At 59.8% G+C, this 25,020-nt stretch carries 21 protein-coding genes; 11 read left to right on the top strand and 10 right to left on the bottom strand.

The annotated features are described in order from the left end of the window. Positions 1–59: 59 nt before the first annotated feature. The 4 genes from AC1RKH_RS24195 to AC1RKH_RS24180 all read right to left on the bottom strand — a co-directional run bounded on the left by AC1RKH_RS24195 (position 60) and on the right by AC1RKH_RS24180 (position 4,306). The gene (locus AC1RKH_RS24195; RefSeq protein ID WP_493063916.1) at positions 60–1,034 is read right to left on the bottom strand and encodes a FecR domain-containing protein; all 975 of its coding nucleotides are present in this window, start codon (positions 1,032–1,034) and stop codon (positions 60–62) included. Further along, positions 1,031–1,549, bottom strand: coding sequence for an RNA polymerase sigma factor (locus AC1RKH_RS24190; protein ID WP_493063917.1), 519 nt, complete (start codon positions 1,547–1,549; stop codon positions 1,031–1,033). The genes AC1RKH_RS24195 and AC1RKH_RS24190 overlap by 4 nt, the downstream gene beginning before the upstream one ends. Before the next feature lie 112 nt (positions 1,550–1,661). Beyond that, positions 1,662–2,369 (bottom strand): 3'-5' exonuclease, encoded by a 708-nt coding sequence (locus AC1RKH_RS24185; protein ID WP_493063918.1) that lies wholly within the window; start codon positions 2,367–2,369, stop codon positions 1,662–1,664. Continuing rightward, entirely contained in the window at positions 2,366–4,306 is a 1,941-nt protein-coding gene (locus tag AC1RKH_RS24180) for a putative nucleotidyltransferase substrate binding domain-containing protein (protein ID WP_493063919.1), read from the bottom strand. Before AC1RKH_RS24180 ends, AC1RKH_RS24185 begins: the two co-directional genes overlap by 4 nt. A 246-nt stretch (positions 4,307–4,552) precedes the next feature. On the opposite strand from AC1RKH_RS24180, the gene AC1RKH_RS24175 reads away from it, so the two are divergent. Continuing rightward, positions 4,553–4,999 carry a response regulator gene (locus AC1RKH_RS24175; RefSeq protein WP_493063920.1) on the top strand — a complete coding sequence of 149 codons (447 nt, stop codon included), beginning with the start codon at positions 4,553–4,555 and terminating at the stop codon, positions 4,997–4,999. Between the two features lie 77 nt (positions 5,000–5,076). On the opposite strand, the gene AC1RKH_RS24170 is transcribed toward AC1RKH_RS24175, so the two are convergent. Then, the gene (locus tag AC1RKH_RS24170; protein WP_493063921.1) at positions 5,077–7,254 is read right to left on the bottom strand and encodes a malate synthase G; all 2,178 of its coding nucleotides are present in this window, start codon (positions 7,252–7,254) and stop codon (positions 5,077–5,079) included. 485 nt (positions 7,255–7,739) lie between these two features. On the opposite strand from AC1RKH_RS24170, the gene AC1RKH_RS24165 reads away from it, so the two are divergent. Further along, positions 7,740–8,258 carry a glycine cleavage system transcriptional repressor gene (locus AC1RKH_RS24165; protein WP_123426534.1) on the top strand — a complete coding sequence of 173 codons (519 nt, stop codon included), beginning with the start codon at positions 7,740–7,742 and terminating at the stop codon, positions 8,256–8,258. 224 nt (positions 8,259–8,482) lie between these two features. Here the strand turns inward: AC1RKH_RS24165 and rarD are convergent, their stop codons facing one another. The 5 genes from rarD to AC1RKH_RS24140 all read right to left on the bottom strand — a co-directional run bounded on the left by rarD (position 8,483) and on the right by AC1RKH_RS24140 (position 14,298). Further along, positions 8,483–9,370 carry an EamA family transporter RarD gene (rarD, locus tag AC1RKH_RS24160; protein ID WP_493063922.1) on the bottom strand — a complete coding sequence of 296 codons (888 nt, stop codon included), beginning with the start codon at positions 9,368–9,370 and terminating at the stop codon, positions 8,483–8,485. Positions 9,371–9,562: 192 nt separating this feature from the next. Further along, a complete protein-coding gene (locus AC1RKH_RS24155; RefSeq protein ID WP_493063923.1) occupies positions 9,563–10,537 on the bottom strand; it encodes a serine/threonine protein kinase in 975 nt (324 codons plus the stop codon). Between the two features lie 186 nt (positions 10,538–10,723). Then, positions 10,724–12,625, bottom strand: coding sequence for a PhoX family protein (locus tag AC1RKH_RS24150; RefSeq protein ID WP_493063924.1), 1,902 nt, complete (start codon positions 12,623–12,625; stop codon positions 10,724–10,726). Positions 12,626–12,732: 107 nt separating this feature from the next. After that, positions 12,733–13,497: a TOBE domain-containing protein gene (locus tag AC1RKH_RS24145; RefSeq protein ID WP_493063925.1), complete on the bottom strand. Its 765-nt coding sequence runs from the start codon at positions 13,495–13,497 to the stop codon at positions 12,733–12,735. Between the two features lie 60 nt (positions 13,498–13,557). Then, complete coding sequence (locus tag AC1RKH_RS24140; protein ID WP_493063926.1) at positions 13,558–14,298, bottom strand: ComFC family protein; 741 nt, start codon at positions 14,296–14,298, stop codon at positions 13,558–13,560. Positions 14,299–14,388: 90 nt separating this feature from the next. On the opposite strand from AC1RKH_RS24140, the gene bioB reads away from it, so the two are divergent. The 9 genes from bioB (at position 14,389) to AC1RKH_RS24095 (ending at position 24,886) form a co-directional block, all read left to right on the top strand. Beyond that, positions 14,389–15,444: a biotin synthase BioB gene (gene bioB / locus AC1RKH_RS24135; RefSeq protein WP_129440595.1), complete on the top strand. Its 1,056-nt coding sequence runs from the start codon at positions 14,389–14,391 to the stop codon at positions 15,442–15,444. Positions 15,445–15,616: 172 nt separating this feature from the next. Next, positions 15,617–16,795 (top strand): 8-amino-7-oxononanoate synthase, encoded by a 1,179-nt coding sequence (gene bioF / locus AC1RKH_RS24130; RefSeq protein WP_493063927.1) that lies wholly within the window; start codon positions 15,617–15,619, stop codon positions 16,793–16,795. Then, entirely contained in the window at positions 16,788–17,519 is a 732-nt protein-coding gene (locus AC1RKH_RS24125) for an alpha/beta fold hydrolase (RefSeq protein WP_493063928.1), read from the top strand. The genes bioF and AC1RKH_RS24125 overlap by 8 nt, the downstream gene beginning before the upstream one ends. Beyond that, positions 17,512–18,324, top strand: a complete 813-nt coding sequence (bioC, locus tag AC1RKH_RS24120) for a malonyl-ACP O-methyltransferase BioC (protein ID WP_493063929.1) — start codon at positions 17,512–17,514, stop codon at positions 18,322–18,324. Before AC1RKH_RS24125 ends, bioC begins: the two co-directional genes overlap by 8 nt. Next, entirely contained in the window at positions 18,321–19,001 is a 681-nt protein-coding gene (gene bioD / locus AC1RKH_RS24115) for a dethiobiotin synthase (RefSeq protein ID WP_123426544.1), read from the top strand. The genes bioC and bioD overlap by 4 nt, the downstream gene beginning before the upstream one ends. A gap of 107 nt (positions 19,002–19,108) precedes the next feature. Further along, on the top strand, positions 19,109–19,405 hold the full coding sequence (locus AC1RKH_RS24110) for a pyrroloquinoline quinone biosynthesis protein PqqE (protein ID WP_493063930.1): 297 nt from the start codon (positions 19,109–19,111) through the stop codon (positions 19,403–19,405). Between the two features lie 277 nt (positions 19,406–19,682). Then, positions 19,683–21,488 carry a phenylacyl-CoA dehydrogenase gene (locus AC1RKH_RS24105; protein ID WP_493063931.1) on the top strand — a complete coding sequence of 602 codons (1,806 nt, stop codon included), beginning with the start codon at positions 19,683–19,685 and terminating at the stop codon, positions 21,486–21,488. A 221-nt stretch (positions 21,489–21,709) separates the two neighbouring features. Then, positions 21,710–22,999, top strand: coding sequence for a GGDEF domain-containing protein (locus tag AC1RKH_RS24100; protein WP_493063932.1), 1,290 nt, complete (start codon positions 21,710–21,712; stop codon positions 22,997–22,999). Positions 23,000–23,089: 90 nt separating this feature from the next. Further along, positions 23,090–24,886 (top strand): acyl-CoA dehydrogenase C-terminal domain-containing protein, encoded by a 1,797-nt coding sequence (locus tag AC1RKH_RS24095; protein WP_493063933.1) that lies wholly within the window; start codon positions 23,090–23,092, stop codon positions 24,884–24,886. Positions 24,887–25,020 lie beyond the last annotated feature (134 nt).

Genomic DNA, 25,020 nt, shown 5'->3' with positions numbered 1-25,020 from the left:
CAGCTCCTACGGGATGTGCGATGTTTCTTTGCGTAGGAGCTGCCGCAGGCTGCGATCCTTTAAGGAGCGGTCTTCGCCACGACTGTTACCCACCACGACGTGTGCCGTTCGATCTGCACCGGCAGGGTTGGCAGCAGCGCTGTCAGCGCCATGTCGGTGTCGTCCAGCGGGAAGCTGCCGGTGATGCGCAGGTCGGCGATGTTCGCGGCAACGCCGAGATGGCCGGGGCGATAGCGGCCGAGTTCGTGGACCAGGTCTTCCAATCGCGCGTTGTCCACCACCAGCATGCCGCGGGTCCAGGCGTCGGCGCTGGAATTGAATGCCACCAGCGGGCCGAGGCCGTCTCGGTGCATCAGCACTTGCTGGCCCTCGTGGAGAATCTGTTCGTCGGGGCTGGATTGCGGCTGTGCCGCCACCGCCGAATTCAACACGCTCAACCGCGTACCATCGTCCTCGCGCTTGACCAGAAACCGTGTACCGAGTGCATGCAGGTTGCCGTCGCGGGTTTCGACGATGAACGGCCGGGTATCGTTGTGGCCGGTTTCGATGAGGATTTCGCCTTCCTGAAGAATGATCCGCCGCTGTTTCTCATCGAAACGTACGTCCAGCGCGCTATGAGTGTTGAGGTTGATCAGCGTGCCGTCGGCCAGGTGTAGCGTGAGTTGCTCACCGGTTGCGGTGCGATGGTCGGCCAGCCAGTAGTCGAGTGGCAGATATCGCTCACCGGCAAACAGCGCCAGCCCGATAAACAGCAGTACGCTGGCCACGCCGCTGCCCAGTTTGCGCACGCGCCGCCGAATGCCTTCACGCGATTGCAGCAAGGCTGCGCGGGCCGGCCCACTGGCGACGCTGAAACGCTGATCGAGCATGCTCAGTTGTCGCCAGGCGCGCGCGTGTTCTTCATCGGCGGCGTGCCACTTGGCGAATTCTTCGCACTCCACCGGGCTGTCGCTGCCAGAGTCGAGAGACAGTTGCCAGGCGATGGCCGCGTCGAGCACCCGGGCCGAGACCGGTTTTGAGCTGATCTGATTCATGCCGGTTCGCCGTACAGCGCCACGTAACACTGGCGAATACCTTGCGCCAGGTACTGCCGCACGCGTGGTACGGAGACGCCAAGGCGTTCGGCAATTTCGGCATGACCGAGACCGTCGAGGCGGTTATAGAGGAAGGCTGCGCGGGCTTTGCTCGAGAGTTTGCCGAGCAGGCGGTCGATGGCCTTGAGGTCTTCGAGGATCAGTTGCTGCTCTTCCACGGACGGTTGTTGCGCTTCGGGAATCAGCATCAGTTCGCTGAGGTAGGCCTGCTCCAGCGCTGCGCGGCGGAAATAGTCGAACAACAGGCCCTTGGCGATAACCACCAGAAACGCCCGCGGTTCACGCGGCGCTTTGAGTTCTTCGCGATTGAGCAAACGTACGAAGGTGTCCTGACTCAGGTCTTCGGCCCGGGACGGACAGGCCACGTTGCGCCGCAGCCAGGCCAACAGCCAACCGCGATGGTCGCGATACAACGCACCAACGAGCTCACTGTGAGGGCTTTGGACTGACGACACGCAGCATTACCGATTGGGAAGTGTTAACTAACGAGAATTGTTCGCGATTGTGGCAGAGGCAATGGATGGGCGCAATTGGTGTTGGTCGGGTGAATGTATCCCCCTGTGGCGCTTAGAAAGAAGGCGCCTGCTGCCGGCGTTTCCACTGGCTCAACCGCTGTTGCAGATTCAACGGGCTGTGAATCTGCTGCGCCCGTGCGCGGTTGAACAGGATCAACGCCAATTCAGCGGTGGCCATGGCATCGGCGCTGGCGTTGTGGCGCTCAAAGACCTGCAACTTGAACCAGTCGATCCAGTCGTCCAGCCCGGCTTCGCGGATGTTGGCTTGCGGGCAAAGCAGCGGCGCCATGTCGGCGACGTCGAGGAACGGATGCTGCAAGCGATAACCCAGGCTGTCCTTCAGGGCGCGACCGAGCATGTGCTGGTCGAACGGTGCATGAAACGCCAGCAACGGACTGTCACCGACAAACTCCATGAAATCCAGCAAAGCCTCCAGCGGATCGCAGCCAGCGGCAATCGCGCTCGGGCCCAGGCCGTGCAGCAACACGCTAGGTCCGAGTTTATGGTCGCGGCGCTGCAAGGTTCGCTCGAACTGCTGACTGAAATCGATCGCGCCGTCTTCGATCACCACGGCACCGATCGACAGCACCACGTCCTTGTTCAGGTTCAACCCAGTGGTCTCCAGATCGACCACCACCCAGCGTTGCTCGCGCAGACTGCATTCGCCCAGCGTCGGGGCACTGGGCAGTTGATTCAGGCGTTGTTGCTGCGCGGCCGTCAATGTCGGACCTGCAGGGCGCAGCCAGGAAAACAGCTTCATAGCTGATACCGCAAGGTCAGGCTGCTTTGCAGGCGTTGGGCCTGACGCAGGGACTCGCGCAGGATGCGCCGGTCCAGATGATTCAGGCTGTCCGGATCGACCCGATTGGAGTAGGGCAAGTTCTCGCGGGACTGTCGCTGATGTTGCTGCATGCGGGTTTGCTGGATGAAGTGGTAGGCCTCTTCATAGGCCGCACCGTCCAGTGGGTCGATGACTTTTTTGGCCACCAGCTGGCGAAAGCGCTCCAGAGTATTGTTGACCCCAATGCCATGGGCCAGCGCCAACACTCGGGCACCGTCGACAAAAGGTGTCAGCCCTTGGACTTTCAGGTCGAGGGTGGCTTTTTCACCGTTCTTTTTCGCCAGCACGAATTCGCGGAAACGCCCAACGGGCGGGCGTTGGCGCAGGGAATTTGCGGCCAGCATGCGCTGGAACAGCCGATTGTCCGCCACCTGATCAAGAATCGCGCGGCGCAATTGCTCACAACCTTGTTCATCGCCCCAGACCACCCGCAGGTCGAAGTAGATGCTCGACCCCAGCAAGTTTTCGGGCGTTGCTTCGCGGATAAACGCCGCAAAACGCCGCGCCCATTCGGCACGGGACAAACACAGGTCCGGGTTGCCGGCCATGATATTGCCCTTGCACAGGGTAAAGCCGCAGAGCGCCAGGCTCTGGTTGATCTGCTGGGCAATCGGCAACAGCTTGCTGCGAATCTCGGCCGCATGCGCCGCATCGCGTGCTTCGAAGAGAATGCCGTTGTCCTGATCGGTGTGCAGGGCCTGCTCGCGGCGGCCTTCGCTGCCGAAACACAACCAGCTGAACGCTATGCCTGGGTCGCCTTTATCTGCCAGCGTCAGCTCAATGACCCGACACACGGTGTGATCGTTGAGCAAGGTGATGATGTGGGTAATTTGGGTCGAGGACGCGCCGTGGGCGAGCATGCGTTCGACCAGTTGGCCGATTTCACCGCGCATCGCCACCAGGTTTTCTACCCGTGGTGCGCTGCGAATGGTCCGTGCCAGGTGCACCAGATCGACGCGTTGCAGGGAAAACAGGTCGCGTTCCGAGACCACGCCGCATAACCGTTGGTCCTTCACGAGGCAGACGTGGGCGATGTGCCGCTCGGTCATGGCAATGGCCGCATCGAACGCGCTGTGGTCCGGCGTCAGGAAAAACGGCGCCTGAGTCATGTGCCGCTCGATGGACTGGTTGAAGTCGCTGGTGCCGTCGGCGACCACCTGACGCAAGTCGCGCAAGGTGAAAATCCCCAGCGGGGCCTTCCGTTCATCGACCACTACGATGCTGCCGACCTGTTGCTCGTGCATCAGGGTCACGGCTTCACGCAACGGGGTCGCAGGGCTACAGGTCACGGGATGGCGCATGGCCAATTCGCCGAGGCGGGTATTGAGCGAGTACTGGGTGCCGAGGGTTTCCACGGCTTTTTGCTGGACTTGCTGATTGACCTGATCCAGCAGGCTGCTGACGCCGCGTAGGGCAAAGTCGCGAAACGTGTTGGAAAGGGCGAACAGTTTGATAAAGGCCAGCTTGTTCAGCTGTAGGCAAAAGGTGTCTTCGGCGGCCAGGTGTTCAGTACGGGTCGCACGTTCACCCAGCAGTGCGGCGAGGGGGAAACACTCGCCGGTGGTGATTTCGAAGGTGGTTTCGGTGCCACCCTTGGCCGTGTGCGGACGTTCGCCGACCACCCGGCCTTGCTTGACGATGTAAAAGTGCTCAACCGGTCCGTCCGCGGGCTTGATGATACTGTCGCCCGGGCCGTAGAAGCGCAGTTGGCATTGTTCGACCAGATACGCCAGGTGCGCGTGTTCCATGTGATTGAACGGCGGGAAACGCTGAAGGAACTGCAGGGTGCCCTGGATGTTCTGCAACACCGCGGTTTTCCCTGCCTGGGTGAAGGCATCCGCTTTACTCATAACCATTACCGCAGTCTTTTTCGATTTGTTGTTGTCGGAGTCACTGCCATGGTCGGCCCCTGAGCGCAGGGTGCCCATTGGACGTAAGTCTAGGTACACGAAGCGAGATTTCGGAAATGCCCTACGCTATTAGTGCGCGAAACCGCTGGTTAGCCTACTTGGAAAACTATCCGGCGAAGCGCACATTTGAGCTCTGCTTAGCGATGTCCGACTATGGTGCTAGGGGATTGATCTGAACATGTAGAGAGATTTATGTCCGACCACGATATTTTGAGCGATGCCGAGCGTGAAGCGCTGAGTGCAGTCATGCACGAACCGGATTTGCCAGCACAACGTGTGCTGATCGTCGACGATGACAAGGACGCGCGGGAGCTGCTTTCGGAGATTCTTGCTCTGGACGGCATCCGCTGCATGACCGCAGCCAGTGGTGAAAGCGCACTCAAACTATTGGACTCGAACAAGTCGATCGGTTTGCTCATCACTGATCTACGGATGAACCGGCTCGACGGTCTGGGGCTGGTCAGCAAGGTTAGAGCGACGGAACGGGCGGCTTTGCCAGTCATCATCGTTTCCGGTGACGCCGACGCCCGTGACGTTATCGATGCCATGCATTTGAGTGTGGTGGATTTTTTGCTCAAGCCCATTGATAGCAAAGAGCTGCTGGCATTGGTCAAGCATCAGTTGGGGATGGATATGTGAGCCGCTGAAAAGATCCTGTTTCAAATAAAAAAGCCCCGATCTCTCGATCAGGGCTTTTTCATGTCGTTAACGCTTATTCACAGGCCATTGGCAGCCTTGAACTCGCGACGGCGACGGTGCAGGACCGGCTCGGTGTAGCCGTTTGGCTGTTTGGTGCCTTCGATCACCAGTTCGACCGCCGCCTGGAAGGCGATGTTGCTGTCGAAGTTCGGCGCCAGCGGGCGGTACAGCGGGTCGTTGGCATTCTGGCGGTCAACCACCGGCGCCATGCGCTTGAGGGTTTCCAGCACCTGGGCTTCGCTGACGATGCCATGGCGCAGCCAGTTGGCGATGTGCTGGCTGGAGATACGCAGCGTCGCACGGTCTTCCATCAGGCCGACGTCGTTGATGTCCGGCACTTTCGAACAGCCCACGCCCTGGTCGATCCAGCGCACCACATAACCGAGGATGCCCTGGGCGTTGTTGTCCAGTTCATTCTGGATCTGTTCTGCCGTCCAGTTGGGGTTGCTCGCCAACGGGATGGTCAGAATGTCGTCTACCGAAGCACGTGCGCGCTTGGCCAGTTCGGCCTGGCGGGCGAACACGTCAACCTTGTGGTAATGCAGCGCGTGCAACGCAGCGGCGGTCGGCGAAGGGACCCAGGCGGTGTTGGCGCCGGCCAGCGGGTGAGCGATTTTCTGCTCGAGCATGGCGGCCATCAGGTCGGGCATGGCCCACATGCCTTTGCCGATTTGCGCGCGACCCTGCAGGCCGGTGCTCAAACCGATGTCGACGTTCCAGTTTTCGTAGGCGCCGATCCACTTCTCAGCCTTCATGTCGGCCTTGCGCACCATCGCGCCAGCTTCCATGGAGGTGTGGATTTCATCGCCGGTGCGGTCGAGGAAGCCGGTGTTGATGAACACCACGCGCTCGCTGGCAGCCTTGATGCAGGCCTTGAGGTTGATCGTGGTGCGCCGCTCTTCGTCCATGATGCCGACTTTGAGGGTATTGCGTGGCAACTCCAGCACGTCTTCGATGCGCCCGAACAGCTCGTTGGTGAACGCTGCTTCTTCCGGACCGTGCATTTTCGGTTTAACGATGTAGACCGAACCGGTACGGCTGTTCTTGCGTGTGGTGTTGCCGTTGAGGCTGTGCAGCGCCGCGAGGTTGGTGACCAGGCCGTCGAGGATGCCTTCCGGCACTTCGTTGCCTTGACTGTCGAGGATCGCGTCGATGGTCATCAAGTGGCCAACGTTGCGCACGAACAAAAGCGAGCGGCCGTGCAGGCTCAGTTCGCTGCCGTCGAGGGCGGTGTAGGTGCGATCGGCGTTCATCGTGCGGGTAAAGGACTTGCCGCCCTTGACGACTTCTTCCGACAGATCGCCTTTCATCAGGCCGAGCCAGTTGCGGTAAATCACCACTTTGTCATCGGCATCGACGGCGGCAACGGAGTCTTCGCAGTCCATGATGGTGGTCAGCGCGGCTTCCATCAGGACGTCTTTGACGCCGGCGGCGTCGGTCTGGCCGACCGGTGTGCTGGCGTCGATCTGGATTTCGAAGTGCAGACCGTTGTTTTTCAGCAGGATCGCGGTCGGTGCCGCTGCGTCGCCGTGGAAACCGATCAGTTGGGCATCATTGCGCAGACCCGTGTTGCTGCCACCTTTAAGGCTGACAACCAGTTTGCGCTCAACAATCTTGTAGGCAGTGGAGTCGACGTGAGAGCCGGCAGCCAATGGCGCGGCCTCGTCGAGGAAGGCGCGAGCGAAGGCGATGACCTTGTCGCCGCGAACCTTGTTGTAGCCTTTGCCTTTTTCCGCGCCGTCGGCCTCGCTGATGGCATCAGTGCCATACAGCGCGTCGTACAACGAACCCCAGCGGGCGTTCGAGGCGTTGAGGGCGAAGCGGGCGTTCATCACCGGAACCACCAGTTGTGGACCGGCCATACGGGCGATTTCGTCGTCGACGTTTTGCGTCGTTGCCTGGAAATCGGCCGCTTCTGGCAGCAGATAACCGATGTCTTGCAGGAAGGCTTTATAGGCCACAGCGTCGTGCACTTGACCTGCACGGGACTGGTGCCAGGCATCAATACGCGCCTGGAGGTCGTCGCGTTTGGCGAGTAGGGCTTTGTTCTTCGGCGCCAGGTCGTGAATGACCTTGTCGGCACCGGCCCAGAACTTATCGGCGGTGAGGCCGGTACCGGGAATGGCTTCGTTGTTCACGAAGTCGAACAGGACTTTGGCGACCTGCAGGCCACCGACTTGAACGTGTTCAGTCATTGCTTGCCTCACTCTGCTCAGCTATTTCGCTTTTCAGCTCTTCAATTTGACAATGAAGCCTCTGGCCATTTAAACCACAAACCCCTCTACCAGTACATGCCATTGCTGGCGGCTGGGTGGTTCCAATCAACGGCGTAGCGCCTTGCTGACGGGGCTTTGAGGGTTGCGATGGCGCCTGGGCAGACATCGATCCAACGTTATGTAGTGCGCGCTGCGGCATACTACATGATGAATTGCGCTTGTGAAAATTAGACTAATTACGTCGTTCTGCGACCCCGTGACGCATTGCGGTCACGCCGGGGAACGGGATGTTCTCAAAAAACTATTGGATTGTTCCAGATAAATCTAAAAACTTGTACACATAATCTTCAATGCACTGCTATGGGGCTTTGGTTCCCACGCCACAAAAGCGGCACCGCGCTGAATCGAGTCCCTTGCCTATACTTGCCTTTCTATAACAAAAGTCATGACAAGAGGGCTGCGCCATGGACCATCTCGTACTCACCGTATTTGCCCCGGACAAGCCCGGCCAGGTCGAGCGCATTGCTCAATGTATCGCCGAGCATGGTGGTAACTGGCTAGAGAGCCGCATGTCACGGATGGCCGGGCAGTTTGCCGGGATCCTTCGGGTGGGCGTGCCGGCTGAGGCCTATGACGAACTGGTCGATGCTCTTCAGGCGCTGTCCTCCCAAGGCATTCGGGTGCTGATCGCCGAAAGCGGCATTGAGCAATCCTGCACCTGGAAGCCGATTGCCATGGAGTTGGTCGGTAACGACCGACCGGGGATCGTCCGTGACATCACGCGTTTACTGAGTGAGCAGGGGGTCAACCTTGAACGCTTGGTGACCGACGTGCGCCCGGCGCCGATGAGCAGCGAGCCGCTGTTCCACGCCGAAGCGATTCTTGCGGTGCCGCTGACCCTTTCCCTGGACGTGCTGCAGTCGCGGCTGGAGACTCTGGCCGATGATTTGATGGTGGAGTTGGTACTGCGCAGCGAGCCGTAAAGCGGGAGGAAAGGTTATCCAAGTAAAGCGTGCACCTGCCTGTGGATAACCTGTAGAGACACGTCGCCAGCCCACGTCGGCCGGGGCTTATCAGGGGTTGATCAAAAAACCAGCAGTTTCAAGGGCTTGTGCACAAACGGCGGGGATCACGCTGTGGATAACCTTGGGAAGGATGCTTGCAGGCCACGGCCGCCGTGGCCTGCAAGGGTTTGTGCGTTTTTTGATCAGCGGCGACGGCGCAAACTCATCCAGGCGTCGATGCTGTAAACCGCCAGACCTGCCCAGATAAACATGAAGGCCACCAGCGTGGTGGAAGAAAGGTGCTCGCCGAACAGCAGTACGGCTTGCAGCAGCACCAGCGTTGGCGCCAGGTATTGCAGGAAGCCGAGGGTGGTGTAGGGCAGATGCCGTGCAGCGGCGTTGAAACAGACCAACGGCACCAGCGTTATCGGACCGGCGGCGACCAGCCACCACGCTTCGGAGGTGCTCCAGAACGCGGCTTGGGCGCTGGTGGCTGTCGGGTTGAAGAGCAACCAGGCAAGGGCAATCGGCACCAGCATCCAGGTTTCCACCACCAGCCCGGGCAGCGCTTTGACCGGAGCCTGTTTGCGGATCAATCCGTAGAAACCGAAGGTCAGCGCCAGCACCAGCGACACCCACGGCAGGCTGCCGACTTGCCAGACCTGCTGCGCGACGCCAACGGTGGCCAGCCCGACGGCGAACCACTGCAGGCGTCGCAGCCGTTCACCGAGGATCAGCATGCCCAGCAGCACGTTCACCAGCGGGTTGATGTAGTAACCGAGGCTGGCTTCGAGCATGCGTCCGTTGTTCACCGACCAGACGTAGGTCAGCCAGTTGGCCGCGATCAGCGTGCCGCTCAGCGCGAGAACTGCCAGCCGCCGTGGGTTCTCGCGCAGTTCACGCCACCAGCCCGGGTGCTTCCAGACCATCAGCAGCAAGGCGCCGAACAGCGCCGACCAAAGTACCCGGTGGATGATGATTTCCACGGCAGGTACGTCGGCGATGGCTTTGAAGTAGAGCGGGAACAATCCCCAGATGATGTAGGCACTCAGGCCCAATATGTACCCGCGACGCGGGTTGGCGGCTTGCATGCAGAATCCTTGCTTAGGCAGCTAACAAAGCAGTGATTGTAAGGAGATTTGTCTTGATGTGCAGTGAACCTTTGTGGGAGCGAGCTTGCTCGCGATTGCATCACTGCGGTCATCCAGATACACCGCGGTGTTGGCATCGCGAGCAAGCTCGCTCCCACATTGGGTCTTCTTTTGGGCGTAGAAACGGGTGAGTCAGAAGAGCTTCAACGGTTCTTCGTTGAGCGCCGCCAGTTGCTCACGCAATGCCAGCACCTGGTTGCCCCAATAACGTTCGGTGCCAAACCACGGAAAGCTGTGGGGGAACGCCGGGTCATCCCAGCGACGGGCCAGCCATGCGCTGTAGTGCATCAGGCGCAAGGCCCGCAGCGGTTCGATCAGCGCCAGCTCGCGTGGGTTGAAGTCGTGGAACTCGCTGTAGCCGTCCATCAGTTCTGACAATTGACCGAGACATTCCTGACGATCGCCGGCGAGCATCATCCACAGGTCCTGCACCGCAGGTCCCATGCGACAGTCGTCGAGGTCGACGATATGGAACATTTCGTCACGGCACATCATGTTGCCGGGATGGCAATCGCCGTGCATGCGGATGTTCTGGTGCGGCGTGTCTTTGTAGACCTCTTCCACGCGCTTGAGCAGGTCGCGGGCGACCGACTCGTAGGCTGGCAGCAAACTGCGCGGTATGAAGTTGCCTTCGAGCAGCGTGGTCAGTGAGTCATGGCCGAAGTTTTTTACGCCCAGCGCTTCGCGGTGATCGAAGGGGCGGGTGGCGCCCACCGCGTGCAAGCGGCCAAGCAATTGGCCCAAACGGTAGAGCTGATCGAGATTGCCCGGCTCCGGCGCACGGCCGCCACGGCGCGGGAACAGGGTGAAGCGGAAACCGGCGTGTTCGTGCAGGCTCTCACCGTTGTGAATCATCGGCGCAACCACCGGCACCTCGCACTCGGCGAGTTCGAAGGTGAAACGGTGCTCTTCGAGGATGGCGGCGTTGGTCCAGCGTTGCGGACGGTAGAACTTGGCAATCAGCGGCTCGCCGTCTTCAATGCCAACCTGATAGACACGGTTTTCATAGCTGTTGAGCGCAAGGACACGGGCGTCGCTGAGAAAGCCAATGCTTTCTACGGCATCGAGCACCAGATCGGGGGTAAGTGTTTCAAACGGGTGAGACATGCTGACTCCTGCGCGCAGCAGGCTGCCGCGTCCGGCCAAGCATGGTAGCGCAGAAGGGGCGTCTTTAGTGGTTGGGCTTGAGATGAGTGTTGTTTTTACTGACGCCATCGCGAGCAAGCTCGCTCCCACAGGGTCATGTGTTCACAGATCCAATGTGGGAGCGAGCTTGCTCGCGATGAGGGCCTATCAGGCGCCGACGATCCCGCCGTCTTCTCGGGTAATCGCCATCACCGATGAGCGCGGCTTACCGTTCGGCAAATGCTCAGGGAAGGTCGACCCACCGTTTTCCCCCGGATGCTGAATCCCGACAAACAAGGTTTTCTGATCCGGTGAAAAGCTGATGCCGGTCACTTCGCAGCCTATTGGGCCGACCATGAAGCGGCGGATTTCACCGGTCGCAGGATCAGCGCAGAGCATCTGGTTGTTACCCATGCCGGCGAAATCCCCGGCGTTGCTGTAGTCCCCGTCGCTGAGAATCCACAGACGACCGGCCTTGTCGAAACCCAAACCATCCGGGCTGTTGAACATGTTGTGTGGCGTGATGTTCGACGAGCCGGCTTTCGCTGTCCCGGCGTGCACGCCCGGATTGCCCGCCACCACGAACAGATCCCAGGCGAACGTTAGCGACGCGTGGTCGTCGCGATCAGTGCGCCAGCGCAGAATTTGCCCATAGACGTTTTTCTCCCGAGGGTTAGGCCCACCCACCGGTTGCCCGTCTTCGCCGCGCTTGGCGTTGTTGGTCAGGGTGCAATAGACCTGGCCGTCTTGCGGGCTGACGACGATCCACTCCGGGCGGTCCATGCGCGTGGCGCCGACGACGCTGGCGGCCAGACGTGCGTGAATCAGCACCTCGGCCTGATCGGCAAAACCGCTGCTGGCGTCGATACCGTTCTTGCCGTGAGTCAGTTCAATCCACTGACCCTGACCTTTTGGATGGTCGGGGTTGCTATCACCCGCATCAAAACGTGCGACGTACAGCGTGCCGTGGTCCAGCAGGTCGTGGTTGGCCTTGGGGTTGGTGTGATTGATCTTGTCGCGGCTGACGAATTTGTAGATGAACTCGCCGCGCTCATCGTCGCCCATGTACACCACCGCGCGACCGTCATGGGTCTCGGCCAGAGCCGCGTTCTCGTGTTTGAAACGACCGAGGGCGGTGCGTTTGACCGGAGTCGATTGCGGGTCGAACGGGTCGATTTCCACCACCCAACCGTGTCGGTTGAGTTCGTTGGGGTTTTTCGCCAGGTCAAAACGCGGGTCGTGTTGGTGCCAGTTGATCTCTTTGCTGGCGACCGATGCGCCATAGCGCTTTTGTGCGGCGTCAAATTTATGTTCGGGATTGCTGCTGCCGAAGCAGTCAGTGAAGTTCTCTTCGCAGGTCAGATAAGTGCCCCACGGCGTCTTGCCATTGGCGCAGTTCTGGAAGGTTCCGAGCACTTTCTTACCGGCCTTGTCGTCGCCGGTTTTCATCAGGTCATGGCCTGCGGCCGGGCCGCTCAAATGCAGCGGCGAGTTGCCGTGGATTCGGCGGTTGTAGCGCGAGCCTTGAACGAACTGCCATTGGCCGTTTTTACGCTGCACTTCGATCACCGAAACGCCTTCGCAGGCCAGCGCTTTGCGCACTTCTTCGGCCGACTGCGGCATGTTGCCGTGGGCGTAGAGGTAGCGATAGTTGGTGTATTCATTGTTGATCGCCATCAGCGCGCGATTGTCGTCGCCGGGGAAGGCGAACAGGCTCATGCCGTCGTTGTTGTCGCCGAATTGGGCTTCCTGGGCCTGGGCGTTGCCATTGCCAGTCGGGTCGAAGGCCGGGCCGTCCTTGTGCAGCGGCTGGCCCCAACTGATCAACACCGAGGACTTGTAACCCGGCGGCAGGGTGATGGTGTCGCTGGTGGCGGCTGCAATGCTGTCGAAGCCCAGCAGTTTGCTCGAACCTGCGCTGACACTGGCAGCCAGCACGCTGCGGCTCAGCAGGTTGCCGCCGAGAAACATCGCGGCACCGCAGAGGGCGCCGGCGCTGATAAAACCACGACGACTGAGGCCGACGATTTTTTCGAGGTCGGTGGCTTGGTTTTCTTCTAATAGGCTCACATCAGGCTCCCTGCTGGTTTTTGCAGTCACCTTAAGGAGCGTCTATGACACAAATGTTGCAGTTGCGCGGTTGGGGAACGCCGCCAATCCGTAGCCGCAGCCTTGAGTCAGAGCGGTGTGCCGAGCAAAACATTGGAGGGTGAGAACTGCACCTGGACGGCCTTATTGGCGCTCAAACCCAGGGTTTTGAGGTGCAGCGGCTCGGCCAGGGCGCATAACGTCTGACCGTTGGGCAGGGCGATTCGGACTTCACTGGGGCCATCTTCGGCGTCGAGAATCTCCTCGATGGTGCCCTTCAGACAATTGTGTCCAGGTGTTGCGAGTTGACCGGCACCGAGCAAATCGAGCCAGCCGGCCTTGATCAGTGCCACCACTTCAGTGCCTGTTACAAGTTCCAGTCGCAGGGTGCTGTCGTGGGTGATTTGCGCCTGAATGATCAGCCCCTCAGCCAGTTCCAGGCTGATCAGATCGTTGCGCCCTTGAGTGTCGATGGTCGCAACCGTGCCGTGCAGCTGATTGCGCGCACTGGTCCTGAGCATCAAGCGCCCGAGCAAATCGAGGTCACTGGCGTCTTCGGCGGCTTCCAGCACCTGTGCCTGCAAGGCTTGCAGGCGCTGATAAAGTCGCAGCACCCGCTCACCTTCACTGGACAGCTTTGCGCCACCGCCGCCCTTGCCGCCGACGCTGCGCTCCACCAGTGGTTTTTGCGCCAGATTGTTCAGCTCGTCAATCGCGTCCCACGCCGCTTTGTAACTGAGCCCGGCGCTTTTCGCGGCGCGGGTGATCGAGCCTTGTTCGGCGATGTGTTGCAGCAAGGCAATGCGCTGCGGACGACGGACGATGTGCTGGGACAACAATGTGGGCAAGGACATGGTAAGGGGCTGCAAACGGGTAGTGATGGATTTGGACGTTGGCGGCTTGGGGCGCGAGAGTCAAGTCAGCTCCCCGGGTTTTGGTGTGCGCGCCAGACAATAAACGTCGACCCGCGCCGCGCCAGCCCGGATCAGCAAGCGAGCCAGGCTTTGCGCGGTGGCACCAGTGGTCAGCACGTCGTCGACCAGCGCCAGGTGGCGACCCTTGATCTGCGCCTCCGGCATCAGCGCGAAAGCGCTGAGCAGGTTCTGTTTGCGCGCCTTGGCGTCCAGATCCTGTTGCGCGGTGGTGTCCTGGGTGCGTAGCAACAGATTCTCATCGCAACGGATCTGCAGGCTGTCGCTGAGCCAGCGGGCGAGCATCGCGGCCTGGTTATAGCCACGCTCGCGCAGCCGTTTACGGGCCAAGGGCACCGGCACCAATGCGTCGGGGCGCTTGAGGCCTTCATCGAAGCGATGTTGCAGGGATTGAGCAAGAAGTTCGGCAAGCAGGCGGCCATATGGCCACTTCGCCGTGTGCTTGAAACGGGTGATCAAACTGTCGACCGGAAAACTGTAGGTCCAGGGCGCGATGACCTGCTCGAAGGCCGGTGGCTCCTGCAAGCACTGGCCGCAGGTGACACCGGCCACGGGCAGGGGCAGGGCGCAGACCTGGCAATGATCGCCAAGCCAGGGCAACTCGGTTTCACAAGAAGTGCAAATCGGCTGTGGGGTGTCAGACAGTTCATCGCAGAGCAAACAGCTTTGTTCGTTTTTTAACCAGATGTAAACCGGCCCTTTGTATCGTGGTTGACAGCGCATGACTCTTCCTTAAATATGCCGAACATCCGTGTCGCGTCTGTGGATATTCCGTTCCGCAGCCGCTTGCCAAGCATAAACAAGGAAACGCCCATGAGCGCCAGCACCACTGCAACCCTGCGTCATGACTGGTCTTTGGCTGAAGTCAAAGCACTCTTCGTTCAGCCATTCAACGACCTGTTGTTCCAGGCGCAGACGGTGCACCGCGCGCACTTCGACGCTAATCGCGTCCAGGTGTCGACGCTGCTGTCGATCAAAACCGGCGCTTGCCCGGAAGATTGCAAATATTGTCCGCAGTCCGGTCACTACAACACCGGCCTGGAAAAAGAAAAGCTGATGGAAGTGCAGAAGGTCCTCGAAGAGGCTGCTCGCGCCAAGGCCATCGGTTCGACCCGTTTCTGCATGGGCGCTGCCTGGAAGCATCCGTCGGCCAAAGACATGCCGTACGTGCTGGAGATGGTCAAAGGCGTGAAGGCCATGGGCCTGGAAACCTGCATGACTCTCGGCCGTCTCGATCAGGACCAGACCGTTGCGTTGGCAGACGCTGGCCTCGACTACTACAACCACAACCTTGATACCTCGCCTGAGTTCTACGGCAGCATCATCACCACCCGTACTTACAGCGAGCGCCTGCAAACCCTGGCCTATGTGCGTGAGTCGGGGATGAAGATCTGCTCGGGCGGTATTCTGGGCATGGGCGAGTCCCTCGACGACCGCGCCAACCTGCTGATTCAGCTGGCCAACCTGCCGGAGCACCCGGAGTCGGTGCCGATCAACATGCTGGTGAAAGTCGCCGGTACGCCGCTGGAAAATGCCGACGACATCGACCCGTTCGACTTCATCCGCATGCTCGCTGTCGCCCGTATCCTGATGCCGCAATCCCACGTGCGCTTGTCCGCTGGCCGCGAAGCGATGAACGAGCAGATGCAGGCCCTGGCGTTCTTCGCCGGTGCCAACTCGATTTTCTATGGCGACAAGCTGCTGACCACCGCCAACCCGCAGGCTGACAAGGACATGCAACTGTTCGGGCGCCTGGGCATCCTGCCGGAAGCGCGCGAAGAGCACGCTGATGAAGTGCATCAGGCAGCGATCGAGCAAGCACTGGTCGAACAGAAAAGCAGCGAGCAGTTCTACAACGCCGCTGTTTGACGTCTCCACCGATCCTGTTGAAGGAATACAAGACAATGTGGGAGCGAGCTTGCTCGCGATGAGGCCGGGAAATTCAACATCTATGTTGACTGTCAGACCGCCATCGCGAGCAAGCTCGCTCCCACATAAATTGTACCCACCTTGAGTTTGTGAGTTGACCTTCGAGGCCTGCATGTCTTTCGATCTCGCCGCACGCCTTGCTGCCCGTCGTGCCGAAAACCTCTATCGTCAGCGTCCATTGCTTGAGACCCCACAAGGTCCGCAAGTGGTGGTCGATGGCCAGCCATTGTTGGCGTTCTGCAACAACGACTACCTGGGCCTGGCCAATCACCCACAAGTGATTGAAGCCTGGCGTGCCGGTGCCGCCCGTTGGGGCGTTGGTGGCGGTGCTTCGCATTTGGTCATCGGTCATAGCCGCCCGCATCACGCGCTCGAAGAAGCCTTGGCCGACCTCACGGGTCGCCCGCGCGCGCTGCTGTTTACCACCGGTTACATGGCTAATCTGGGCGCGGTCACCGCGTTGGTCGGGCAGGGCGATACCGTGCTCGAAGACCGGCTCAATCACGCATCGTTACTGGATGCCGGGTTGTTGTCGGGGGCGCGCTTCAATCGCTATTTGCACAACGACGCGGTCAGCCTGGCCAAACGTCTGGAAAAGGCCACCGGCAATACGCTGGTGGTGACCGACGGGGTGTTCAGCATGGACGGCGACATCGCCGACCTGCCAGCGCTGGCTCGCGAGGCCAAGGCCAAAGGCGCGTGGCTGATGGTCGATGACGCCCACGGCTTTGGTCCCTTGGGCGCCAATGGCGGTGGGATCGTCGAGCACTTCGGTTTGGGTCTGGAGGATGTGCCGGTATTGGTCGGCACATTGGGTAAAGCGTTTGGCACTGCGGGCGCGTTTGTGGCAGGCAGTGATGACCTGATCGAAAGCCTGATCCAGTTCGCCCGACCTTACATTTACACCACCAGTCAGCCACCGGCCCTGGCCTGCGCAACCCTGAAAAGTCTTGAGTTGCTGCGCAGCGAACATTGGCGACGCGAGCACTTGAACGTGCTGATCCGCCAATTCCGAAAAGGCGCCGAGCAGATCGGTCTGGAGTTGATGGACAGCGCCACACCGATCCAGCCGATCATGATCGGTGACGCCGGCCGCGCAGTGCTTTTTTCGCAGATGCTGCGTCAGCGGGGACTGATGGTGACCGCGATCCGCCCCCCCACCGTGCCAGCCGGCAGTGCACGTTTGCGCGTGACCTTGACAGCGGCGCACAGTGAAGCGCAGGTGCAGCTATTGTTAGAAGGTCTGGCCGATTGTCTTCAGCAACTGGGAGCGGAGCCGAACCATGCGTGATCGTCTGATTCTGTTGCCCGGTTGGGGACTCGGCATTTCGCCGCTGGAGCCTTTGGCAGCGGCTTTGCAGGGACTGGACGAACACCTGCGAGTCGAAATCGAGCCGCTGCCCGAGCTGGAGTCGGGCGACCTCGATGAATGGCTCGACGAGCTGGACTCGACCCTGCCAAAAGATGCCTGGCTCGGCGGTTGGTCGCTCGGCGGGATGCTCGCTTCAGAGCTGGCGGCTCGACGTGGCGACCGCTGCTGCGGTTTGCTGACGCTGGCGAGCAACCCTTCTTTTGTGGCGCATGCCGAGTGGTCGAGCGCTATGCCGGGCGAGACTTTCGATGCGTTTCTGGACGGGTGCCGTACTGACCCGCGCATGACCCTCAAGCGCTTTAGCCTGCTCTGCGCCCAAGGTGCCGAAGACCCGCGCGGGCTGTCGCGTCTGCTGCTCGCGGGGGCGCCGAATACCCCGGTGCCGGTGTTGATGAGCGGGTTGGAAGTGCTCGCGCAACTGGACAATCGGCAAGCGTTGCAGGCCTTTCGTGGCCCGCAGTTGCACCTGTTCGCCGGGCTCGACGGGCTGGTCCCGGCCGAAGCCGCCAGTGAGCTTCTGGCGTTACTCCCTGATGTCGAAATTGGTCTGATTGAACAGGCCAGTCACGCGTTTCTTCTGGAAGACCCCCACGGTGTGGCGGGGGCCATCCAGGCCTTTTTGCATGAGTCCGGTGATGACTGATTTGTCCCTTCCCAACCTGCCCGGCGGCTTGCCCGACAAGCGTCAGGTTGCGGCATCCTTCTCCCGCGCAGCAGCCAGCTATGACAGCGTTGCCGAATTGCAGCGCGATGTCGGCAGTGAACTGCTGGGGCGATTGCCGGCTGATCGATCGCCCGTTCGCTGGCTGGATCTGGGCTGTGGCACGGGGTATTTCAGTCGTGCGCTGGCTGAGCGATTCAACGCCAGCGAAGGGCTGGCGCTGGATATCGCTGAAGGCATGCTCAATCACGCGCGGCCCTTGGGCGGCGCGACACATTTCATTGCTGGCGATGCCGAGCGCTTGCCGTTGCGGGACGCGAGCTGCGATCTGGTGTTTTCCAGTCTGGCGGTGCAGTGGTGTGCCGATTTCAGGGCGGTGCTGAGCGAGGCCAATCGGGTTCTTAAACCTGGCGGTGTGTTGGCGTTTGCCAGTCTCTGCGTGGGTACGCTGTATGAATTGCGCGACAGTTGGCGTCAGGTCGATGGCCTGGTACACGTCAACCGCTTCCGCGAGTTCAGCACGTATCAACAGCTGTGTGCGGCCAGTGGCTTGAACGTGATCAGTCTGCAAAGTTGCCCGCACGTGCTGCATTATCCGGATGTGCGTAGTCTGACTCACGAACTCAAGGCCTTGGGCGCGCATAATCTCAATCCTGGTCGGCCGGGCGGGCTGACAGGCCGGGCGCGGATCATGGGTTTGATCGACGCCTATGAGCAGTTTCGTCAGGCGCAAGGACTACCCGCGACTTATCAGGTGGTTTACGCCGTGTTGGAGAAGCCACAATGAGCGCAGCCTATTTCATCACTGGCACCGATACCGACGTCGGCAAGACCACCATTGCCGCCGGCCTGTTGCACGCAGCGCGGTTGGCGGGGTTGAGCACGGCGGCCGGGAAACCTGTGGCGTCCGGCTGCGAGGTGACGCCCAAAGGTTTGCGCAATGCCGATGCGTTGGCGCTGCTGGCGCAATGCTCGTTGCCGCTGACCTATGCCGAGGTCAATCCGGTGGCCTTCGAACCCGCCATCGCTCCGCATCTGGCTGCACGTGAGGCGGGTTTCGCGCTGACGGTCCAGTCGTTGCTGGCGCCGATGCGGCACATAGTGGACAAACAGGCCGATTTCACGCTGATCGAAGGTGCGGGTGGTTGGCGGGTGCCACTGGCTGACCAGGACAATCTTTCGGATCTGGCGATGGCGCTGGATTTGCCGGTGATCCTGGTGGTGGGCGTGCGTCTGGGTTGTATTAATCATGCGTTGCTGACGGCCGAGGCGATTGCCCGGGATGGTTTGCAACTGGCGGGTTGGGTGGCCAACATCATTGACCCCAAGACTTCGCGGCTGGAAGAAAACCTGGCCACGCTGGCTGAACGCCTGCCGGCACCGTGTCTGGGGCGAGTGCCGAAACTCAAGCTGGTCACGGCAGAAGCAGTGGCGGAGTATCTTCAGCTGGATTTGCTCGACTAGATTTTGCCTATGACAAGGCATTGTGCCATTAGTGTTTTTGTCGGGCCTTTTGTCAGTGTCTCTGGTTCAATGAGCGCTGTTTATCCTTTGCAGGGTGGAGTTGTCCCATGGAAATCTCGGGAAGCAGCGCTTTTTATGCCGGTCTGAGCACTATTCAGTCTGGGCAGAACCGTGTCGATCAGGCCGCCAGCCAGATCGCCAACACCACTGTCGAACGCTCCGCCACCAGCCAGTCCTCGGAAGCTCAAGTCGACCGGTTGCGCTCGGTCGATCGCAGCCAGCAGTCAGACCTGGCCAGCAATATGGTCGATATGTCCCAGGGCAAGATCCAGGCAGAGCTGGGCGTCAAAATCGCCAAGGCTTCTGACGAAATGCTCGGTACGCTGATCGATACTTTCGCTTGATCCCTCGCTGAACCTTTTGCCAGAACGCCGCCCTGGGCGCGGGGGTTCTGTCGGGCATGTCCTTCTCGTTCAACTAATCTTTCCTACACGGTTTGTTGCCTTACGCACCGGCTGCGGGCCATTGCGTGCGCGCTATTTACGTGGGTGATGACGAACGGCAAAGGATCGACGCTTGACAAGATTTCGGCGTAAACGTATGTTTCAAACAACTGTTTGACCGTCACAACAAATCATTGCGGTCGTTCATTCCCGGTTACATCAGCAGAGGTTTATCGCTATGCCTGACTACAAGGCCCCCTTGCGTGATATTCGCTTCGTTCGTGACGAACTGCTCGGCTACGAAGCGCACTATCAGAGCCTTCCGGCTTGCCAGGACGCTACCCCGGACATGGTTGACGCCATTCTCGAGGAAGGCGCCAAGTTTTGTGAGCAGGTGCTGGCTCCGCTGAACCGCGTGGGTGACACCGAAGGCTGTACCTGGAGCGAGTCCGGCGTTAAGACTCCGACTGGCTTCAAAGAAGCCTACAAACAATTCGTCGAAGGCGGCTGGCCAAGCCTGGCCCACGACGTAGAGCACGGTGGCCAAGGGCTGCCTGAGTCTCTGGGTCTGGCTGTCAGCGAAATGGTCGGCGAAGCCAACTGGTCGTGGGGCATGTACCCAGGCTTGTCCCATGGCGCGATGAACACCATTTCCGAGCACGGTACGCCTGAGCAGCAAGAGGCTTACCTGACCAAACTGGTTTCCGGCGAATGGACCGGCACCATGTGCCTGACCGAACCGCACTGCGGTACCGACCTTGGCATGCTGCGCACCAAGGCCGAGCCTCAGGCTGATGGTTCCTACAAAGTTTCCGGCACCAAGATCTTCATCTCGGCCGGTGAACACGACATGGCCGACAACATCGTCCACATCGTTCTGGCCCGTCTGCCGGATGCGCCTGCTGGCACCAAAGGCATTTCGCTGTTCATCGTTCCAAAGTTCCTGCCGAACGCTGACGGCAGCATCGGTGCGCGCAACGCTGTGACCTGTGGTTCCCTGGAACACAAAATGGGCATCCACGGTAACGCCACCTGCGTGATGAACTTCGACGCGGCCACCGGTTTCCTGATCGGCCCGGCGAACAAAGGCCTGAACTGCATGTTCACCTTTATGAACACCGCGCGTCTGGGGACTGCTCTGCAAGGTCTGGCTCACGCCGAGATCGGCTTCCAGGGCGGTCTGAAATACGCTCGCGATCGTCTGCAAATGCGTTCCCTGACTGGCCCGAAAGCGCCGGACAAAGCCGCTGACCCGATCATCGTTCACCCTGACGTACGTCGTATGCTGTTGACCATGAAGGCATTCGCCGAAGGCAACCGTGCGATGGTTTACTTCACTGCCAAGCAGGTCGACATCGTCAAGTACGGCGTGGATGAAGAAGAGAAGAAGAAAGCCGACGCACTGCTGGCCTTCATGACTCCGATTGCCAAAGCCTTCATGACTGAAGTCGGCTTCGAATCCGCTAACCACGGCGTGCAGATCTACGGTGGCCACGGCTTCATCGCCGAGTGGGGCATGGAGCAGAACGTTCGCGACAGCCGCATTTCCATGCTGTACGAAGGCACCACCGGTATCCAGGCTCTCGACTTGCTGGGCCGTAAAGTGCTGATGACTCAAGGCGAGGCTCTGAAAGGCTTCACCAAGATCGTCCACAAGTTCTGCCAGAGCAACGAAGGCAACGAAGCGGTCAAAGAGTTCGTCGAGCCGTTGGCTGCACTGAACAAGGAATGGGGCGAGCTGACCATGAAGGTCGGTATGGCCGCGATGAAAGATCGCGAAGAAGTCGGCGCTGCGTCGGTGGACTACCTGATGTACTCCGGTTACGCCTGCCTTGCCTACTTCTGGGCTGACATGGCGCGCCTGGCTGCCGAGAAACTGGCTGCCGGCACCACCGAAGAGGCGTTCTACACCGCCAAGTTGCAGACTGCACGCTTCTACTTCCAGCGCATCCTGCCGCGTACCCGCACGCACGTTGTAACCATGCTGTCGGGCGCTAACAACCTGATGGACATGAAAGAAGAAGACTTCGCACTGGGCTACTAAGTCCCACGCAGCTCTTCAAAAAGCCGCTGCTTCTTCGGGAGCAGCGGCTTTTTTGTGCCCGGCGCAAATGGCTGCAAATAATCCCGACTAAAACGCTAAGTAGAACGCTTTTGCTGCCGTTAAAGAGTGTGCGGTGTGATGCACGTCACATTGCATGTGCTTAACTGCCAAGAATGCAGGCACAATGACATCAATTGTTTTGCCGGGCCGGAGCTCTACCCTTGCCGCGTTCTTCCGCTGTACGTCTCAGTCACTTTTTGCCCTCATTACTGTTGTTGCTTGCGGGGCTTGCGGCTGCCTACGTCAAGGATCTCAACGTCTTCTTCACCTCACTGTTCAACGTGCTGCCGACTTTGGTGCTGTTGCTCGGTGGTTCGTACTGCGCGGTTTACCGACGTCAACGTGAACTGTTTCTGATGGTCACGGTGTACATCGCCTACTACCTGCTCGACACCCAAACCGATTACTACCGTGATTACGGCAAGGTGCGTGACGACGCGGCGGTGGTTTTCCATCTCTGTTGTTTGTTGTTGCCCTTGCTGTTCGGGCTGTTTGCTGCCTGGCAGGAGCGCACCCACCTGTTTCAGGACATGGTCGCGCGCTTCGCCGTATTGCTGGCGTTTGGCAGCGTTGCACTGGGACTTGAGCAAAGTTACCCGCAGGCGTTGTTGATGTGGCTGTCGGAAATACGCTGGCCGGCGCTGCATGGTGCCTGGATGAGCTTGATCCAGTTGTCCTATCCGGTGTTCTTCGCGTCCTTTCTGCTGTTGGCGTATCAATACTGGCGCAACCCACGCCCGCTGCATGCGGCGCAACTGGTGGGCCTGCTCGGGTTGTTCTGGATGTTGCCCAAGACCTTCATCCTGCCGTTTACCCTGAACATAATGTGCAGTCAGGTGATGTTGATGATTGCCGCGGCGGTCGCCCACGAAGCCTATCAAATGGCTTTTCGTGATGAGCTGACCGGTCTGCCGGGTCGTCGCGCCTTGAACGAGCGCATGCAGCGTCTGGGCCGCAACTATGTGTTGGCGATGAGTGACGTCGACCACTTCAAGAAATTCAATGACACCCATGGTCACGACGTTGGCGACCAGGTGCTGCGTCTGGTCGCCAGCAAGCTGTCGAAGATCGGCGGTGGTGGCCGGGCCTATCGTTACGGGGGCGAGGAGTTCGCCTTGGTATTCGCCGCGAAAACCCTCGAAGAGTGCATGCCGCACCTGGAAGTCATCCGCGAGTCGATTGCCACGTACAGCATTCAGTTGCGCAACCAGGACAACCGTCCGCAAGACGACCAACAAGGTCGGCAGCGCCGTGCGGGTTCCGGCGCCTCAAGTGTTTCGGTCACGGTGAGTATCGGCGTCGCCGAGCGACTGGAACAGCGAACTCCGGAAGATGTTCTGAAATCCGCTGACCAGGCGCTCTACAGCGCCAAGGGCGCGGGACGCAACTGCGTGATGGCATTCGGTCAAAACCGCCGTGGCGCGGTGCGTATGGACGGCGCTGCGGGTTGAGTGATGATGGCGCATTCAGCGTCTGGACTGTGATTGTTCGGGGCGATTCGCGGCAGTAGGTTTGAATGATCTGCTGACGGAGAAACGACCATGCCCGAGTACAAAGCTCCCCTGCGCGACATGCGCTTTCTGATCGACCATGTTTTTGACTTTCACGCCAGTTACGCGGCCCTCGGTGCTACCGACGCCAGCCCGGACATGGTCAATGCGATCCTTGAAGAAGGGGCGAAATTCTGTGAGAACGTTCTTGCGCCGCTGAATCGCAGCGGCGACGAAGAAGGCTGTCATTTCGACAACGGTGTGGTCACCACGCCTACGGGATTCAAGCAAGCATTCGCACAATACGTTGAGGGCGGCTGGCATGGTCTGGCGGCGGACCCGACTTATGGCGGTCAGGGTTTACCCAGTTCACTAGGGCTGGTGATCAGTGAAATGGTCGGCTCCAGCAACACTTCCTGGGGCATGTACCCAGGCCTGACCCACGGCGCGATGTCGGCGATCCATGCCCACGGCACCGAAGAGCAAAAACAGACCTACCTGAGCAAACTCACGGCCGGGCAGTGGACCGGCACCATGTGCCTGACCGAAGCGCATTGCGGCACGGACCTGGGGATCATCAAGACCCGCGCAGTGCCGCAAGCCGACGGCAGTTATGCGGTGACGGGCAGCAAGATTTTCATCTCCGCCGGTGAACACGACATGAGCGACAACATCATTCACCTGGTGTTGGCCAAACTGCCGGACGCGCCTGCCGGGACCAAGGGTATCTCGCTGTTCATCGTGCCCAAGTTCCTGCCTGATGCCCAAGGCGAAGCCGGTGAGCGCAACGGGGTTTCCTGCGGTTCGATCGAACACAAGATGGGCATCAAGGCGTCTGCCACTTGCGTGCTGAACTTCGATGGTGCCAAGGGCTTCCTGATTGGCGAGGCGAACAAGGGCCTGAACTGTATGTTCACTATGATGAACCACGCCCGGCTCGGCACCGGGATGCAGGGTTTGTGTCTGGGTGAAGCGAGCTTCCAGGGCGCGATCAAGTACGCCAACGATCGCTTGCAAATGCGCTCGCTGACCGGACCCAAAGCGCCGGAAAAGGCCGCCGATCCGATCATCGTCCACCCCGACGTACGGCGCATGCTGCTGACCATGAAAGCCTTCAACGAAGGTAACCGCGCGCTGACCTATTTCACCGCGCAATTGCTCGATGTCGCACACCTGAGTAGCGACGAAACCCAGCGCCAGGATGCCGAGAACCTGTTGGCGTTCCTGACGCCGATCTGCAAAGCCTTCATGACCGAAACCGGCCTGGAAGTGACCAACCATGGCATGCAGGTGTTCGGCGGCCATGGATTCATCCGCGAGTGGGGTATGGAGCAGTTGGTGCGTGACTGCCGTATTGCGCCCATTTATGAAGGCACCAACGGCATTCAGGCATTGGACTTGCTCGGGCGCAAGGTGCTTGGCAGCCAAGGCAAACTGCTGCGCGGGTTCACCAAAATTGTGCACAAGTTTTGCGAAGCCAATGCCGCACATCCGCAGCTAAAAGCGTATGTGGCGCAGCTCAACGGGTTGAACCAGCAGTGGGGCGAGTTGACCACCAAGGTCGGTATGGCGGCGATGAAAAATCCGGACGAGGTCGGCGCTGCGGCACTGGATTACTTGATGTACAGCGGCTACATCATTTTGGCTTACCTGTGGCTGCGCATGGCGCTGGTGGCTCAGGCACAGCTGGCGGCGGGCAGCGGTGACGCCGATTATTGCCGGGGCAAACTGGCCACTTGCGAGTTCTACTTCAAGCGCCTGTTGCCGCGTACGACCACGCATCAGGCGGCGGTGGAGGCGGGCAGTGATTGTCTGATGAAACTGCCTGCGGAGTTGTTTGCGCTCTGACATAAGGCGCTGCCTCTGAAAGATCGCAGCCTGCGGCAGCTCCTACAATTCAGGTGAACCTGTAGGAGTTGCCGCAGGCTGCGATCTTTTTGTTGGTGACTAAAAATTACAAATAGGTCACTAGCTGACCCTAT

The organism is Pseudomonas sp. GW822-FHT06B12, assembly GCF_058799675.1.
Note: the sequence above shows the minus strand (reverse complement) of the source record. Positions and strands in the feature narration are given on the sequence as shown.